The organism is Larkinella ripae (assembly GCF_054780775.1).
In genome coordinates this window covers 1,009,412-1,024,161 of sequence record NZ_BAAGVR010000022.1, presented here as the reverse complement: position 1 = coordinate 1,024,161, position 14,750 = coordinate 1,009,412, and the positions used below count along the sequence as shown (strand labels likewise).

At 53.6% G+C, this 14,750-nt stretch carries 14 protein-coding genes; 2 read left to right on the top strand and 12 right to left on the bottom strand.

All coding sequences use genetic code 11. The features are described from left to right. Nucleotides 1-30: 30 nt before the first annotated feature. The gene (locus tag ACYVHX_RS17220) at nucleotides 31-729 is read right to left on the bottom strand and encodes a DNA alkylation repair protein (RefSeq protein ID WP_460672901.1); all 699 of its coding nucleotides are present in this window, start codon (nucleotides 727-729) and stop codon (nucleotides 31-33) included. Between the two features lie 81 nt (nucleotides 730-810). On the opposite strand from ACYVHX_RS17220, the gene ACYVHX_RS17215 reads away from it, so the two are divergent. After that, a complete protein-coding gene (locus ACYVHX_RS17215; RefSeq protein ID WP_460672900.1) occupies nucleotides 811-1,371 on the top strand; it encodes an NADPH-dependent FMN reductase in 561 nt (186 codons plus the stop codon). Nucleotides 1,372-1,465: 94 nt separating this feature from the next. Here the strand turns inward: ACYVHX_RS17215 and ftsZ are convergent, their stop codons facing one another. From ftsZ to ACYVHX_RS17160, 11 genes are all read right to left on the bottom strand, one after another. Further along, on the bottom strand, nucleotides 1,466-2,869 hold the full coding sequence (gene ftsZ / locus ACYVHX_RS17210; protein ID WP_460672899.1) for a cell division protein FtsZ: 1,404 nt from the start codon (nucleotides 2,867-2,869) through the stop codon (nucleotides 1,466-1,468). Nucleotides 2,870-2,956: 87 nt separating this feature from the next. After that, nucleotides 2,957-4,366: a cell division protein FtsA gene (gene ftsA / locus ACYVHX_RS17205; RefSeq protein WP_460672898.1), complete on the bottom strand. Its 1,410-nt coding sequence runs from the start codon at nucleotides 4,364-4,366 to the stop codon at nucleotides 2,957-2,959. Next, nucleotides 4,363-5,139: a cell division protein FtsQ/DivIB gene (locus tag ACYVHX_RS17200; protein ID WP_460672897.1), complete on the bottom strand. Its 777-nt coding sequence runs from the start codon at nucleotides 5,137-5,139 to the stop codon at nucleotides 4,363-4,365. Before ACYVHX_RS17200 ends, ftsA begins: the two co-directional genes overlap by 4 nt. Nucleotides 5,140-5,170: 31 nt before the next feature. Continuing rightward, nucleotides 5,171-6,553 carry a UDP-N-acetylmuramate--L-alanine ligase gene (gene murC / locus ACYVHX_RS17195; RefSeq protein ID WP_460672896.1) on the bottom strand — a complete coding sequence of 461 codons (1,383 nt, stop codon included), beginning with the start codon at nucleotides 6,551-6,553 and terminating at the stop codon, nucleotides 5,171-5,173. Nucleotides 6,554-6,624: 71 nt separating this feature from the next. Further along, entirely contained in the window at nucleotides 6,625-7,722 is a 1,098-nt protein-coding gene (murG, locus tag ACYVHX_RS17190) for an undecaprenyldiphospho-muramoylpentapeptide beta-N-acetylglucosaminyltransferase (RefSeq protein ID WP_460672895.1), read from the bottom strand. A 63-nt stretch (nucleotides 7,723-7,785) separates the two neighbouring features. Further along, nucleotides 7,786-8,943, bottom strand: a complete 1,158-nt coding sequence (locus ACYVHX_RS17185; protein WP_460672894.1) for an FtsW/RodA/SpoVE family cell cycle protein — start codon at nucleotides 8,941-8,943, stop codon at nucleotides 7,786-7,788. Between the two features lie 66 nt (nucleotides 8,944-9,009). Next, the gene (murD, locus tag ACYVHX_RS17180) at nucleotides 9,010-10,368 is read right to left on the bottom strand and encodes a UDP-N-acetylmuramoyl-L-alanine--D-glutamate ligase (protein WP_460672893.1); all 1,359 of its coding nucleotides are present in this window, start codon (nucleotides 10,366-10,368) and stop codon (nucleotides 9,010-9,012) included. A gap of 127 nt (nucleotides 10,369-10,495) precedes the next feature. Further along, nucleotides 10,496-10,828, bottom strand: a complete 333-nt coding sequence (gene mscL, locus ACYVHX_RS17175; RefSeq protein ID WP_460672892.1) for a large-conductance mechanosensitive channel protein MscL — start codon at nucleotides 10,826-10,828, stop codon at nucleotides 10,496-10,498. A 107-nt stretch (nucleotides 10,829-10,935) separates the two neighbouring features. Then, a complete protein-coding gene (locus ACYVHX_RS17170) occupies nucleotides 10,936-11,718 on the bottom strand; it encodes a transglutaminase family protein (RefSeq protein ID WP_460672891.1) in 783 nt (260 codons plus the stop codon). Nucleotides 11,719-11,907: 189 nt separating this feature from the next. Next, a complete protein-coding gene (locus ACYVHX_RS17165; RefSeq protein WP_460672890.1) occupies nucleotides 11,908-12,567 on the bottom strand; it encodes a phosphatidylserine decarboxylase family protein in 660 nt (219 codons plus the stop codon). A gap of 173 nt (nucleotides 12,568-12,740) precedes the next feature. Beyond that, nucleotides 12,741-14,015, bottom strand: a complete 1,275-nt coding sequence (locus ACYVHX_RS17160) for a Glu/Leu/Phe/Val family dehydrogenase (protein ID WP_460672889.1) — start codon at nucleotides 14,013-14,015, stop codon at nucleotides 12,741-12,743. Nucleotides 14,016-14,350: 335 nt separating this feature from the next. Here ACYVHX_RS17160 and ACYVHX_RS17155 point away from each other — a divergent pair, with 335 nt between their 5' ends. Beyond that, nucleotides 14,351-14,734 (top strand): TraR/DksA family transcriptional regulator, encoded by a 384-nt coding sequence (locus tag ACYVHX_RS17155; protein ID WP_460638092.1) that lies wholly within the window; start codon nucleotides 14,351-14,353, stop codon nucleotides 14,732-14,734. The last annotated feature ends 16 nt before the right edge of the window (nucleotides 14,735-14,750 follow it).

The window sequence follows — 14,750 nt, the reverse complement described above, 5'->3', positions numbered from 1 at the left end:
GTAAAGATAATAAGAAAACGGCAGGCGTGGTCATAGTTCGAGGTAGTACTTTCGGCGGGCGGGCTCGAAGCGCTCAATGGCGTAGCGCAAAGCCGTGCGCGGAAGCCGTCCGCTGTGGTCGTGCAGAAACTCCTCCAGCGCGTCCGGATTTTTCTTGCCCACCTCCCGCAGCATCCAGCCCATCGCTTTATGAATCAGGTCGTGCCGGTGATTCAGCAACAATTCGGCGATCTGAAACGTGTCCTGAAACTGCTTTTTGCGGATAAACGCCAGCGTCGATACCATCGCGATCCGTTGCGACCACAGGTGATTTTGCTGCGCCAGTTCGGATAAAATGCGCCGGTCATTGTTCAGTAAATAGTTTCCGACAATTTCGGGACAACTCGTATCGACCAGATCCCAGTTGTTGACAAAATTCCGGTTTCGGAGGTAATCGTCAAAAATTAACCTGCGGTTTTCCTCGCCGGAGCGCCTGGCCTGATTTGTCCAGATGATCAAACCCGTTAGCCGGCATTCGTGAAACGGGTCCTGCACCAGCTTCTCGATTTCGGAGGACGGCAACCGGCGGTATTTCTGGGCAACAACCCGCTGTTGCGGAACCGACAAGCCCAGAAATTCGTCGCCCTCGCCGTATTGCCCCGGCCCGGTTTTGAAAAACCGCTTGAAAAAAACCGCCTTTTCGGAATCGGCCAGCGCCAGCAGATCGGTTTTAACGTCCTGGTGAGTCATACGTTGTAGGTGAACTAAAACGGGAACGGGTTGTTATTGGTGGAATCGAATGTCTATCTTCGGCTGAATGAACACAAGCGCATGACCACAGACCCTACCGAGCCAATCAGCGAAAATACGATCATTATCATTGTCGGGACAAACCGCAAGAATTCCATGTCGCGGCAGATTGCCAGCTATTACCACACCATTCTGCAACAGCTGGGCGCAGCGAGTGAAATTCTTGATTTAAGCGGACTGCCCCCCGATTTTCTGACAACGGCTTTGTACGAAAATACGGGAAAAAATCCTGAATTCAACCGTTACAAAGAAGTGGTGGAGCGGGCCAAAAAGCTGGTCCTGATCGTTCCTGAATACAACAATTCGTATCCCGGTGTGCTGAAGGCCTTTATCGACGGGATGAGTTACCCCAGCGGTTTGTCGAACAAAAAAGTAGCGTTGGTTGGGTTGTCGGCCAATCACCAGGGCGGAGCGCTGGCCCTCAGTCATTTAAGCGATATTTTCAGTTACCTGGGTACCAATACGCTGGCCCTGCGTGTTAAACTGGCGCAGATCCGGAACTACTGGAAAGAAGGTGCACTGCACAACGACTTATACAATCTGCTCCTTCAGCAGCAGGCCCAGCAACTAGTCGATTTTTAGGGTTTCGTATAGGAGCGAATGGGTGATGGCGTGATAAACGCCAGAAAACCGGCAGGTTATTCACTCCATCACCCATTCGCGCAATAAAAACCGGCTAATCATTCAAGCGCGACCGGATCAGGTCCCGCTCGTCCATCAACGGCAATTCGTACAGGGTCAGTTTCTGGCGGGTGAAAGCCGGGGTTTCCAGCTCCCGCTCCCGGTCGGAATGACGGACCTGCGTAAAGCCTTCAATCATTTTCTGGATTCGTAGCCCATCTTCTTCCGGGTTTTCATCCATAACCGTGTACGGGTCGATCGCCGGTGGAAAAGGACGCGGGCCGGGTTCCGGTGCAGGAAGTTCGGTTTCTCCGCCCCGGGTTTGGGTGCTGGTCTCCTCCGGTTGCCCTTCCGCCACCAGTTCGAGATCCTCTTCGATTTCCTCCGGCACTTCGTCAACGGGATTCGGTTTTTTCGCCGGTTCAGGGGTCCAGTTCGTCGGCGGAAAATCCGGTCGTTCGGCCGGTAAGTCAAAACCGGCGGCAATCACCGTGACGCGCAGGTTTTTGCCCAGGGTATTGTCTTTGATGGTGCCGTATTTGAACAGGTGCGCCTGTTTATCCTTACCAATTTTGTCCTTGATGTAACCGGTAATGATCTGGAGCTCCTTCATCGTAGTCCGCGCATCCTCACCCGACGCCATCGTAAGCAGAATGCGCTTCGCACCCCGAATATCGCGGTCGTTGAGCAGGGGCGAGTTGAGGGCATCCTGAATGGCGTTGAGCGCCCGGGTTTCGCCCACCGAATCGGCAGATCCCATCACGGCTTGTCCGGCTCCTTCCAATACCCGCTTCACGTCCATGAAGTCGACGTTGATTTCGCCCTGAACGGTAATGATTTCCGCGATACTTTTGACGGCATTCGCCAGCACATCATCGGCTTTGGCAAACGCCTGATCCATCGGGAAATCCTCAAAAATCTCCGCCAGCTTATCGTTCAGAATCACCAGAACCGTATCGCAGTATTCCTTCAGCTCGTCGATACCGCGCATGGCCTGATCGAGCTTTTCGATGCCCTCGAAGTCGAACGGGGCCGTAACCACGGCAATGGTCAGCAGGCCCATTTCACGGGCAATCTGCGCAATGACGGGAGCCGCTCCGGTACCCGTACCACCCCCCATACCCGCCGTGATGAAAACCATCTTGGTGGGTTCGCCGAGCAGCTTCCGAATGTCCTCCGTGTTTTCCAGAGCCGCCTGTTTTCCTACTTCGGGGTTGGTTCCGGCGCCCAATCCGGACGTCAGCAGGGCACCCAGCTGAATCCGGGTCTTGACCGGACTGTTGGACAGGGCCTGACGATCGGTATTGCAAACAATGAAGTCGACATCCTTAACCCCCATCCGATACATGTGGTTGACGGCATTGCTTCCGCCCCCACCAACGCCGATCACTTTAATAATTGGTTCCTCTTCTTCATCGGGGAACTCGAATCTCATGCCGTACTCCAATGCCTCTGGCATACCTGTTAATGTTTGGTGCGCAATTCTAAACGCGATTCTGACTATATTCTGGCAACGCGGGTTATCGCGTGCGTTATGCTCACAAAGTTAATACCGATCGTCGGGGCCAAGGTCTTTTCCGATATCATCCGTAAAAAACTTTCGGATTCGCTCCATGAAACCGACGCCTTTTTCCTCAATTTTTCCCGGAACTTTTCCACCTCTGGTTGGCCCCTGGCCACTGGTCCCGTGACTCTGCCCTTGTCCGTTGGTCCCATGACCACTTACGGGGGGAGAAACTATATGCTGCAACGGAATCCGGTCGTCCAGACGCTTAAAACCGGCCCAGACCAGGCCAACCGCCGTGGCAAAAGCCGGGTCGCTGACGAGGTCGGCCTTGACGTTGTGTTCCAGTTGATCCGGAAAACCGATCCGGACATCCATGCTGGTGACCCGTTCGAAAATCCGTTCGATGCCGGCAATGGCCGCTGTTCCGCCCGTCAGCACTACCCCGCCCACCAGCTTGTCGCGGTAGCCGGAGCGAATGATTTCGGCCTGAACCATGGCCGCAATTTCCTTTAACCGGGCCTCAATCACCAGCGCCACGTTTTTCAGCAGAATGTCTTTGGGCGGGCGGCCGCTCAGGTTGGGCACCGCTACGACCTCATTGAGCCGGTAATCATTCGGATTGGCACTGCCAAACTTTGTTTTCAGGAGTTCGGCCTGGGTTGGCAACACGCGGCAACCGATTTCCAGATCGGAGGTCAGGCTGTTTCCGGCATACGGAATAACGGCCACGTGCCGAAGCACGTTTTTGTGATAAATGGCAATTTCGGTGGTGCCTCCGCCAATGTCGACCAACGCAACACCGGCCTGTTTTTCCTCTTCGGTCAAAACCGCTAATGCCGACGCCAACGGGGCCAGCAGGAATTTGTCGTTTTCGAGGGGTTCTTTCTGGGGCGATACCGAACGGGCCCGCTGGATGCATTTCCGGGTGTACGAAGCCGAGCTGGTTTGGGCAGTAATAACCTGGAAGTCAGCTTCCAACTTAACGCCAATTCGCCCGACGGGGTAGTCGATGTTCGACTCGCTGTCGACCGTAAAATCCATCGGCAGTACGTGGACAATCTCCGAACCGGCGGGCAGCACCGAGCGGTACATATCACCAACCAGGTGGTCAATGTCATCGGCGACGACTTCATCGCCGGGGGAGGTGCGCGTAATGCTGCCGTGTTGCCGGCGAGCGGTTATGTTTTGCCCCGAAAAACTAACATTGACCACGTGAATGTCGATGTTGGCTTGTCCGGCCGCTTCTTCCACGGCCCGGTTGATGGCTTCGACGGTTTGGCCGATGTTGACAACCGAGCCTTTTGTTACCCCTTTTGAGATGGCTTTTCCCACACCCAGAACGTCCAGTCTGGGGTGATCGTTATTTCGAATAAGACGACCGGCCACGGCACACACTTTGGTGCTCCCGATGTCCAGTCCTACTATAATTTCTTCCTGCTTAGGTATCATTCGCACACTATCTGGTTACGGTACTGCACACTCACCCTGTGGTACTTTTCCCACCCTTTCAGGGGCAGAATATGCTTGTAGAACAATTTTATTTTATCAAATTTCGCCACCAGATCGACGGGCTGGCCGATTTCGATCAGGCAGTCGCCCACCTGCGGAATCAGCGTCACTTCCCGGTTTTTATCAATCACCACCTGCGCAATCTGGGCTTTCCAGAACGGGTCCGCTTCAATCTGTTTCAGCAAGCCCAGTAACGCCTGATTTTGTTCGGTCGTCAGGGTTTTGCGTTCGCTGAAGTAAGGACCGGAGATCAGGACCACCCGCGCCGTGTAATTCAGGGAGAGCGGAAACCACTTTCCGTCTTCCGTCAGATAATACCCGGCATAGGCCGATTTATCTTCATCTCCGTCCGGAACCAGCCGCGCCAGCGGCCGTTGCTGCTTGATATCGGCAATCAGGATTCCCTTTAAGTCCCGATACAGCTGACAACTCTTGATCAGCCCGTTTCGTTTCAGGCGGTTTTCCAGCTGCTTCAAATCCAGGTCCTCGTAATTGTCGCCCAGGAGCGGATCGGCTCCCTCGTTGGTCAAGGTCCGCAGCACGTCATTCCGGTTCAGAAACCGATGCCCGTCCACTTCATCCATCCGGATGTCGATGCCCTCACATTGCCGGTGATTTTGCCGGTGTTCTGTAAAGGCAATCAGACCCACCAGGATGGCTAAACCGGCTACGGTTAGAATGAAGGTTCTATTTAAGGGAAAAATAGAAAACATCCGTCTTTCTTAACTCTAAAAAAAATAATTTTTATTGATTGGTCTGAAACTGCTCCCGCAATACCGGAATCAACTGATCAATGTCGCCCGCGCCGATTGTTGCCACCAATTCGGGCGGATCGTTTCGTAAAAGGCCGGGCACGTCCGCTTTGGTACATTGAATTTTTTGTTCAGACTGAATTTGCTTAAAAATCAGGTCAGCACTCACGCCCTCGATTGGTAATTCGCGGGCGGGGTAAATATCAAGCAGGATTACGCGGTCGGCCAGCGAAAGGCTTTTTGCAAATTCATCGGCAAAATCCCGGGTGCGGCTGTAGAGGTGCGGCTGAAAAATGGCCGTTACCTGCCGTTCCGGATACAAGGCTTTTAATGACGATAAAAAGGCAAATACTTCAGCAGGATGGTGGGCATAATCGTCGATAAATATAACATTTTTTGTTTTGTATATATATTCGAACCGACGTTTTACCCCTTTATAATTTCCGAGTGCCCGCCGAACGGCCTCCGGAGCCACTCCGACCTGCAGGCTGGCCGCTGCGGCCGCAACGGCGTTCTCCACATTGTGAAAACCGGGCATTTGAAGGGCTATGTTTTCGATAACACCTTCAGGATAAACGATATCGAAAACAAAACAGGCGTTTTCAATCCGTAAATTCCGGCTGTGGTAGCGGCCTTCGTCCAGCGCATACTCGTAAACCGTGGCGGGGGTATGACCGGCCAGCGCCAGACCCTGCCTCATATACAAGGTCCCGCCCGGTTTGATCTGTCCGACAAATGCCCGAAAAGAATCCAGAACGGAATCGTGGTTTCCGTAAATATCCAGGTGATCGGCGTCGGTCGAAGTGACAATGGCGATTTGCGGAAACAGCGTCAGAAACGAGCGGTCGAACTCGTCGGCTTCAACAACACAAATCACGTTCGAGAGGTCGTCGGTGGGTTCGTTGAGCAGAAAATTAGTGCCGTAATTTTGGGTGATGCCGCCCAGAAAAGCCGCGCAGTTCACTCCTGCATCTTTCAGAATGTGAGCTACCATCGATGAGGTGGTGGTTTTTCCGTGCGTTCCGGCAATGGCCACGGTGGTCATGCGCCCGGCCAAAAGACCCAGCACCTGCGAGCGTTTCTGCAGGGTAAAACCGTGTTCGGTCAGGTAGACGTATTCCTGGTGGTTTTTCGGAACGGCGGGGGTGTAAATCACCAACGTTTCCTCCCGGTTTTCCCGAAAAGGAGCCGGAATCTGTTCCACATCTTCTGTAAAGTGGATGGCCATTCCCTCCTGTTGCAGCGCATCGGTCAGGGCGGTTGACGTTTTGTCATAACCGGCGACTTCATACCCGTTGACCAGAAACCAGCGCGCCAGCGCACTCATGCCAATACCGCCGATGCCCAGGAAATAAACGTAACGAATGTTATTCATTTTTTATAGGAAGAAGGGAGGAAAGGAAGAAGGGAAAAGAACGGTTCTCCTTTTATCCTTTCCTTGCTCCTTCATTTGATCAATTTCAATACTTCTTCCGCAATTTCCCGAGCGGCTTTGGGGCGGGCCAGGCCGCTAATGTTCTGACTCAGCGTATTTTGCTGCACCGGGTCGGCCAGAAGCCGCAGGGCCGCCGGAACCAGCTCGGTTGAAGCCACGCGATCGGTCACCAGCAATGCCGCGTTCCGGTTGACCAGACTCATGGCATTTTTGGTTTGGTGATCTTCGGAAGCCGCCGGAAACGGCACCAGAATGGCCGGTTTTTGCACCAGACACAATTCGGAGACCGACAAAGCGCCCGCCCGCGACACCACGGCGTCGGCAGCGGCATACGCCAGATCCATTTCGTAAATAAAATCAAATGCTTTGATCCGGTCGGCTCCGGCATCGGCGATGGCTTTGCGGGCCCGGTCTATAAAAACCGGTCCGGTTTGCCAGACAACCTGATAGCCTGACTCCAGGAGCCGATTCAGATTTTTTTCAATGCTTTCGTTGATGGTTCGGGCGCCCTGACTACCGCCAATGATGAGCAGCGTTTTGCGATCGGCGTTTAATTCAAAGAAAGAAAGGCTTTCCGCGCGCTTCGTACCCGCCTGAATAATATCCGTCCGGACGGGATTACCAGTCAGGATAATTTTGGCCGCCGGAAAAAAAGCGTCCATGCCGGGGTAGGCCACACAGATCGTTCTGGCCCGGCGCGACAGCAATTTATTGGTCAAACCGGCGTAGGAATTCTGCTCCTGGATGAGGGTCGGAATGCCTTTCAGCGAAGCGGCCAGCAAAACCGGTCCGCTGGCGTAACCGCCCACCCCCACGGCCACGTCCGGTCCAAACTCCCGCACAACCTGCTGCGCCCGCAGAAAACTCCGGCCCAGCTTAAACGGGAAAGCCAGATTCTCGACCGTCAATTGCCGTTTAATCCCCACCACCGGCAAACCGATAATCCGGTAGCCTGCGCGGGGTACTTTTTCCATTTCCATCTTTCCTTCGGCGCCCACAAACAGGACTTCGATGGCGGGATCGATGGTTTTCAGCTCATTGGCTATGGCAATCGCCGGATAAATGTGTCCGCCGGTTCCACCGCCACTGATGATAATGCGTTTTGGCATACGATTGACTACAAAATCACGACATCGTTAATGAGTACGGTTTTCCAAAGTAAAACCGGGTCATCAGGACGAAGCTTTGATCAGATTACTTTCGTCGGCTTCGCCCCGGCTGACGCTGATGATGATGCCGATAGCCGTTCCGGTGAAAAGCAGCGAGGTGCCCCCCATGCTCAGCAAAGGCAGCGGCTGGCCCGTCACGGGAACTAGTCCCACCGAAACCGCCATGTTGATCATGGCCTGGATAACGATGCTGAACGTCAGACCGGCCGACAGCAAACCGCCGTAGGCCCGGTTGGCCTTTCGGATGGCGCGCATGCCCCGCCAGAGCAGGTACAGGTAAGCCGCCACGATGACAATGCCGCCGATTAAACCGTATTCTTCCACGATCATGGCGAAAATAAAGTCGGAATACGAGTGGGGCAGGAAGTTCCGCTGGTGGCTGTTGCCCGGCCCCTGACCATAAATACCGCCGTGAGCCATGGCGATGTACGACTGCTCCACCTGAAATTCGGGGGGGCGCCGTCCGTGAAGCGTTTCCCAGTAGTTGGTCAACCGGCTGATCGACGTTTTGGCCCGCTGCCCGAACATCAGCGCAAAGCTGCCCATGACCACGCAGAAGACCACCATGAACGCCAGGTATTTGCCCGGAACCCGGCCGATGTACATCAGCAGAAAGCAGGTTGCCGCCAGCAGGGCCGCCGTCGAGGCATTGCTCAAAACGATGCAGGCACAGATAATGCCGATCCAGCCAATCATGTTGACCAGAATACTCGGTTCGTATTGTTCCTTTTTGATGTGCTGCCGTTTGGCCAGCATAGCCGCCAGGTTGGAGATCAGGGCCAGTTTGGCCAAATCCGACGGCTGGAAGGTCTGGTTGATCAACGGAATCGTGATCCAGCGCGATGCTTCGTTCAGGTTGGTTCCCTTAAAGTAGGCCCACAACAGCAGCGGCACCGACAGCCACATCCCGAACCGCGACAAGCGGGCGTAGTAAATGTAGTTGAACCGGTGGGCCACCCACATGCAGGCCAGTCCCAGCACCACGAGTGCGCCGTGCTTAAACAAATAATGCTCTGTCGATTGCAGCTTCTGATAAGCCATCGTTCCCGTCGCGCTGTAGACGACCGCCACGCTCATAATCGACAGAAACAACACGACTCCCCAGATGTGGTAGTCGCCCTTGATGTTGTTTCTCAACCAACCCGTCGTTGAAATAGTCATATTTTTAATGATGGATTATAGATGATAAACGATGAATGATTGCCGCGCCAGCCCATTCCTCGTTCATCATCCATCATTCATAATTCGTTTAACTGCTTCTTTAAACTGGTTTCCCCGGTCTTCGTAATTATGGAATAAATCGAAACTGGCGCAGGCGGGTGACAGCAAAACCGTGTCGCCCGGCTGGGCCAGTTCCAGCCCTTTGGCAACGGCCTCTTTGACGTCCTGCGTCTCGAACAGCGTCGGAACGGTGGCCGAGAAAAACTGAACCAGCTTCTGATTGTCTTTTCCGAGGCAAATTAACGCTTTTACTTTTTCCCGTACCAGCGCCAGGAGTTGATCGTATTCATTTCCTTTGTCCAGACCGCCCGCAATCCAGATTACCGGCGTGGTCATGCTTTCCAGGGCGTAATAAACCGAGTCGACGTTAGTGGCTTTGGAATCGTTGATGAACTGAACGCCCTTGATTTCACCCGCCGGTTCGAGCCGATGGGCCGCATTTTGGAAGGTCTGCAACCCCCGCAGCAACGCATCCGGCTGTACGCCGACGGCCTGCGCGGCCAATGTAGCGGCCAGCATATTAATGGCGTTGTGCTTTCCTTTCAAGGGCAGATCGCCCAGACTGGCTTCAAACGTTTGCTCTTTATTGGCGACGATCAGGAAATTGTCCCGTAAAAAAGCACCCGGTTTTGGCGTGTCGGTCAGCGAAACCGGCAACCGCCGGGCCACCGGTTTTTTAGCCGGGAGCGCTTCCGTGATGGCCGGACTTTCCTGGTAATAAATAAAGGTATCGTCGGCCGTCATGTTCTGCAAAATCCGGAACTTTGAATCGACGTACTTCTGAAACCGGTATTCGTAGCGGTCGAGGTGATCGGGCGTGATGTTGAGCAGGATAGCGACGTTGAGCCGGGCCCGGTGCATATCGTCCAGTTGAAAGCTGCTCAGTTCCAGCACGTAATAGTCGAACGAATTTTCCAGCACCTGCCGGGCAAAGCTGTCGCCGATGTTGCCGGCCAGCCCGACGTTCAGCCCGGCGGTTTTCAGCAGGTGATACGTCAGCAGCGTAGTGGTGGTTTTGCCGTTGCTGCCCGTAATGCCGATCAGCGTAGCGTTGGTGTAGCGGGCTGCCAGCTCAATTTCCGAGATAATGGGAATCGTTTGCTGCCGAAGCTGCTGAATAATGGGCGCTTTTTCGGGAATGCCCGGGCTTTTAACAACCTCCGTGGCCTGCAGAATCCGGGCTTCCGTATGCTGGCCTTCTTCAAACGGAATGGCCTGTTGTTCCAGCACCTGCCGGTAAGCGTCCTGCAAAAGACCTCTGTCCGATAAAAAAACGTCGTACCCGTTTGCCTTTGCCAGTAAGGCGGCTCCAACCCCGCTTTCTCCTCCGCCCAAAATAACCATCAACGGCCTCGTAACTTTCATAGATTCATGTGCGAAGAGACAAAAATAGAAGTTTCACGGTAGTCTGTCCGCCGGTTGAACAATCTTTTTACAAAAAAAGAAACCCCGCTGGGCAGCGGGGTCAAATGGGGTGGGTACAGGGGAAAGGCTACTCGTTCTTTTCCAGGGACGACGATACGCGCAGCCGATTGGCGGCTTTGACAATGAGGAACACCACCCAGGCAATGATGATAAACTGGATAACGATGTTCAGGAAATTACCGTAGCGAATGGCCACTTCGGGCGTCTCACCAACGGCTTCCTTCAGAACAACCTTTAACTGGCTGAAATCTATTCCGCCCGTTATCAGTCCCAGGATCGGGTTGATAATATCTTCGACCAGCGAGGTGGTGATTTTTCCGAAAGCCGCGCCAATGATCACACCGACCGCCAGATCCAGTACGTTGCCCTGGGCAATAAAGGTCCTAAATTCTTTCAGCATGAATTACAGTGGTTAAGTTGATTTGCAGGAAGTTATGAAATGTAACCATTTTGTCAAATTTATTTATAAAAAAAGAGGATGGTCCCAAATCACGGTTGTCCGGCAATCTAAATCTTTTCCTCCACCCATACTTTCATCTCCTTCAGCATCATCGGACCGTACTGCGTGGCCAGCGCGACATCGGCTGCATCCCGGCCGTAAGCCACCACAATCCGGTTGCCCCGGGGCACTTTCTGGGTCGCGTCGAAGGTGTACCAGCGGCCATCGACGAACGCTTCAAACCAGGCGTGTAGATCCATCGGATCAAGCTGGTGGAGGTAACCGACCACCATGCGGGCCGGAATGCTCAGGCTGCGGCAGAACGAGATGCCCAGGTGGGTAAAATCCCGGCAGACCCCGATGCGTTTTTCGGCGGTTTCGACGGCCGAAGTGCTGGCATCGCTGGTGCCGTACTGGTAGGTGATGTTGTTCTGAATCCAACTGCGGATGGCTTCCACCTGGTCGTAGCCCGGCGTGAATCCGTTCGTAATATCGACCGCCAGGGCCCCCAATCGATCCGACTGGCAATACCGGCTGGGAAGCAAAAATTGCAGCACGTCGTCGGGTAAATCCTGAACGGGGACAAACGGGGCGCCGGGGGCCGTGTCAATGCTGTCGGCGGTTTCGGCCACCAGCGAAATCTGGATCTTGAACGCTCCGGCCGGTGAAACGAGCCGCTGGCAAAGGTTGCCGTAGGAGTCCGTATATTCAACAACGGGGACGTTGGGTTCGATCTGGTATTCTTCGGAAATGATCCATTGCCCCGTACCGGAGCGAGGGCGTAACATCAGCACAACAGGGGCAGGAGCCGGAACATCGTAGAGGAGTTCACAGCCGGCAAAAAGTTTCATAAAAATCGGGTAACGCGAGCGTCGGTTTTAAGTGGGTCAAGCCTTCTAACGGCGTTTCTGGCAAAATTGTTCGGGTTTTCAGGTTGTCTTTCTGTTACCAGTCACCCCGCAACAATTTTTCGGATTTCAGAAACCGGATCCGATAAGCGGTCCCTGTAAAGAAAGGAAGGCGGTTTTTTGAAACGACCCTTATAAATCGGCGATTACCGTGATGCCGCCCTGCGTTTTGTCGCCAATTTTCACTTTGACATCGGAGTCCAGCGGCAGAAACAGATCGACCCGCGAGCCGAATTTGATAAAGCCCAACTCGTGCCCCTGCTGCACCTGCTGGCCTTCTTTGGCGTACCAGACAATCCGCCGGGCCAGCGCCCCGGCAATCTGGCGGAGCAGAATTTCGGCCCCGGTTTTGGCCTTGATCACCACGGAGGTGCGTTCATTTTCGGTGCTTGATTTCGGATGCCAGGCCACCAGGTATTTGCCTGGATAGTATTTAACGTACTGAACCGTGCCGGTTACGGGGTGAAAATTGATGTGTACATTCAGGGGCGACATAAAAATGGACACCTGCCGACGCTTTCCTTTGAAATATTCCGGTTCGTCAACTTCTTCGATCACAACCACCGTGCCGTCGCAGGGCGAAATGATGTGCTGATCGTTCAGCGGAGTGACCCGGCGCGGTTTCCGGAAGAATTGGAGAATCAGCAGAAAAAGCGCCAGACTGATGGCCAGCACCAGCGTGATGGCCATTTCGTTGCCGTTGAAGAGGTATGAAATTGATAAGATGTTGATTCCCAGGAGAATCAGCACCGTCCAGAATAAAATTTGATATCCTTCCTTGTGGATAGTCATACGAATGGGCAATCAGTTGCTTTCGGTGAGAGGTGAGCCAGCGCGGTGAAGGTACGAAACAAACGCCATTAGCTCCAATTGAAGCGTCAGATTCACCTTTATACCCAGTAAAAACCGGCTCCGATCCTCCTGAATCGAAACCGGTTTTCTGCTAAAACCGGGTAAGCGGACGTTTAATAACCGCCCCGGAACTTATACGTACTGGCTACTTTATCGATGGCGACGATGTAGGCCGCCAGCCGCATCGACACCTTGTATTTCTGGGAAGTTTCAAAAACACGGTCGAAAGCATCCTTCATGTTCCGGTCGGCCCGGCGGTTGATGCGATCGAGCGTCCATTTGTAGCCAATGCGGTTTTGCACCCACTCAAAATACGAAACCGTAACCCCCCCGGCATTGGCCAGGATGTCGGGTACCACCAGAATTCCTTTTTCATTAATGATGTCGTCGGCGCTGGCCGACGTAGGGCCGTTAGCACCTTCCACAATCATTTTAGCCTGAATGGAATCGGCATTTTCGGCCGTGATCACATCTTCTTTGGCCGCCGGAACGAGCACATCGACCGGCAACGCCAGCAGTTCTTCGTTGGTGATTCGTTCGGCGCCCTGAAAACCGTCGAGGGTTCCTTTGTTGGCGTTGCGGTACGCCAGAGCCGCGCTGATATCGAGCCCGTTGCTGTTGTAATACCCGCCCGTTACGTCGCTGACCGCCGTGACCGTAACCCCCCGTTCGTGCAGCAGTTCAGCCGCAAACGAGCCCACATTGCCGAAACCCTGAATGGCCGCCGTCGAACGGTATGGATTCATGCGAAGTTTGTCCATCGCCGACAGGGCCGCCACGGTAACACCCCGTCCGGTGGCTTCCGTGCGCCCCAGAGAGCCACCCAGCACGAGCGGTTTTCCGGTGACAACGCCGTTGATGGTCATGCCGCGCGATTTGGAATATTCGTCCATGAGCCACGCCATTTCGCGCTGGCCGGTGCCCATGTCGGGGGCCGGAATATCGCGGTCGGGACCGAACACATCGAGCATCGCAACGGTATAAGCCCGGATCAGTCGTTCGATTTCACCGGCCGACATCTCGCGGGGGTTGCAGGCAATACCGCCTTTGGCGCCCCCGTACGGGATATCGACCACGGCGCATTTCCAGGTCATCCAGGCGGCAAGGGCCTTCACTTCGTCCAGGGTGACCGCCGGATCGAGCCGGATGCCGCCTTTCGACGGTCCCAGGATCGTGGAGTGAATCACCCGATGGCCTTCAAAAACTTTGATGGAGCCATTGTCCATCGTGATGGGTAAACCCACCATCACCTGCCGGGCCGGAACCTTCAGGATGTAATACATTTCTTCCGTAATACCGAGCATCTGAGCGGCCGCGTCGAAACGCGACATCATGGATTCGAGCGGATTTTCTTTATCTTTTATGGGTGCTGGTTCTATGTAAGCCATAATACTATTTTTTTAGTTGGCAAATCGGTTGGGATGCCGGGGTAAACATACCAAAAAAGATAACGATGCCAGTTAAGAACTATTTTTTCGTGGATTAGTATAATTTGTTGTGGCAAAATCATGTATAAGCCGTCTATTCTTAAGCAAAACATCGTGAGTATGAAGCGATTGTCCAGCCAAATTTTGATTGGCGTTTCTGGGTATTTACCAATAACTATTTTTTGAACTTTTTTTTAAACGGTAAGCCCTGTCCGTTGAAAAAGAATCAATTGAGTTGTAATTTTGTTGTTTCATCGACGGAAAAAAATCACCCACTTAACTAGTTGATCAGTACGATGGTTCAGGAAGAAAAGAAAAGGTACTCGGAAGAGGAACTAAAAGAGTTCGAAGTGCTGATTAGCCAGAAACTAGAAGCATCCCGGAACGAACTAAACTACATCAAGGAAACGCTTAGCAAGCGGAATGACAGCGGGACGGATAACACCTCAGGTACTTCCAAACTGCTCGAAGACGGTGCCGACACCAGCGAACGGGAGAACTTCAGCCAGCTGGCAGCCCGTCAGCAGAAGTTTATCCAACAGCTGGAAGCGGCTTTGATTCGCATCAAAAATGGTACGTACGGCATCTGTATCGATACGGGCCGACTGATTCCGAAGGAGCGTCTGCGCGCGGTGCCGCACACGCAGCAAACGATCGAAGCTAAACTGAAACGCTCGTAAATCCGCTCAGTGAATT

What these genes read in the sequence shown, in the direction of transcription:
- ACYVHX_RS17220 (WP_460672901.1), bottom strand. Translation starts at nt 729, where the DNA reads ATGACTCACCAGGACGTTAAAACCGATCTGCTGGCGCTGGCCGATTCC.
- ACYVHX_RS17215 (WP_460672900.1), top strand. Translation starts at nt 811, where the DNA reads ATGACCACAGACCCTACCGAGCCAATCAGCGAAAATACGATCATTATC.
- ftsZ (WP_460672899.1), bottom strand. Translation starts at nt 2,869, where the DNA reads ATGCCAGAGGCATTGGAGTACGGCATGAGATTCGAGTTCCCCGATGAA.
- ftsA (WP_460672898.1), bottom strand. Translation starts at nt 4,366, where the DNA reads ATGATACCTAAGCAGGAAGAAATTATAGTAGGACTGGACATCGGGAGC.
- ACYVHX_RS17200 (WP_460672897.1), bottom strand. Translation starts at nt 5,139, where the DNA reads ATGTTTTCTATTTTTCCCTTAAATAGAACCTTCATTCTAACCGTAGCC.
- murC (WP_460672896.1), bottom strand. Translation starts at nt 6,553, where the DNA reads ATGAATAACATTCGTTACGTTTATTTCCTGGGCATCGGCGGTATTGGC.
- murG (WP_460672895.1), bottom strand. Translation starts at nt 7,722, where the DNA reads ATGCCAAAACGCATTATCATCAGTGGCGGTGGAACCGGCGGACACATT.
- ACYVHX_RS17185 (WP_460672894.1), bottom strand. Translation starts at nt 8,943, where the DNA reads ATGACTATTTCAACGACGGGTTGGTTGAGAAACAACATCAAGGGCGAC.
- murD (WP_460672893.1), bottom strand. Translation starts at nt 10,368, where the DNA reads ATGAAAGTTACGAGGCCGTTGATGGTTATTTTGGGCGGAGGAGAAAGC.
- mscL (WP_460672892.1), bottom strand. Translation starts at nt 10,828, where the DNA reads ATGCTGAAAGAATTTAGGACCTTTATTGCCCAGGGCAACGTACTGGAT.
- ACYVHX_RS17170 (WP_460672891.1), bottom strand. Translation starts at nt 11,718, where the DNA reads ATGAAACTTTTTGCCGGCTGTGAACTCCTCTACGATGTTCCGGCTCCT.
- ACYVHX_RS17165 (WP_460672890.1), bottom strand. Translation starts at nt 12,567, where the DNA reads ATGACTATCCACAAGGAAGGATATCAAATTTTATTCTGGACGGTGCTG.
- ACYVHX_RS17160 (WP_460672889.1), bottom strand. Translation starts at nt 14,015, where the DNA reads ATGGCTTACATAGAACCAGCACCCATAAAAGATAAAGAAAATCCGCTC.
- ACYVHX_RS17155 (WP_460638092.1), top strand. Translation starts at nt 14,351, where the DNA reads ATGGTTCAGGAAGAAAAGAAAAGGTACTCGGAAGAGGAACTAAAAGAG.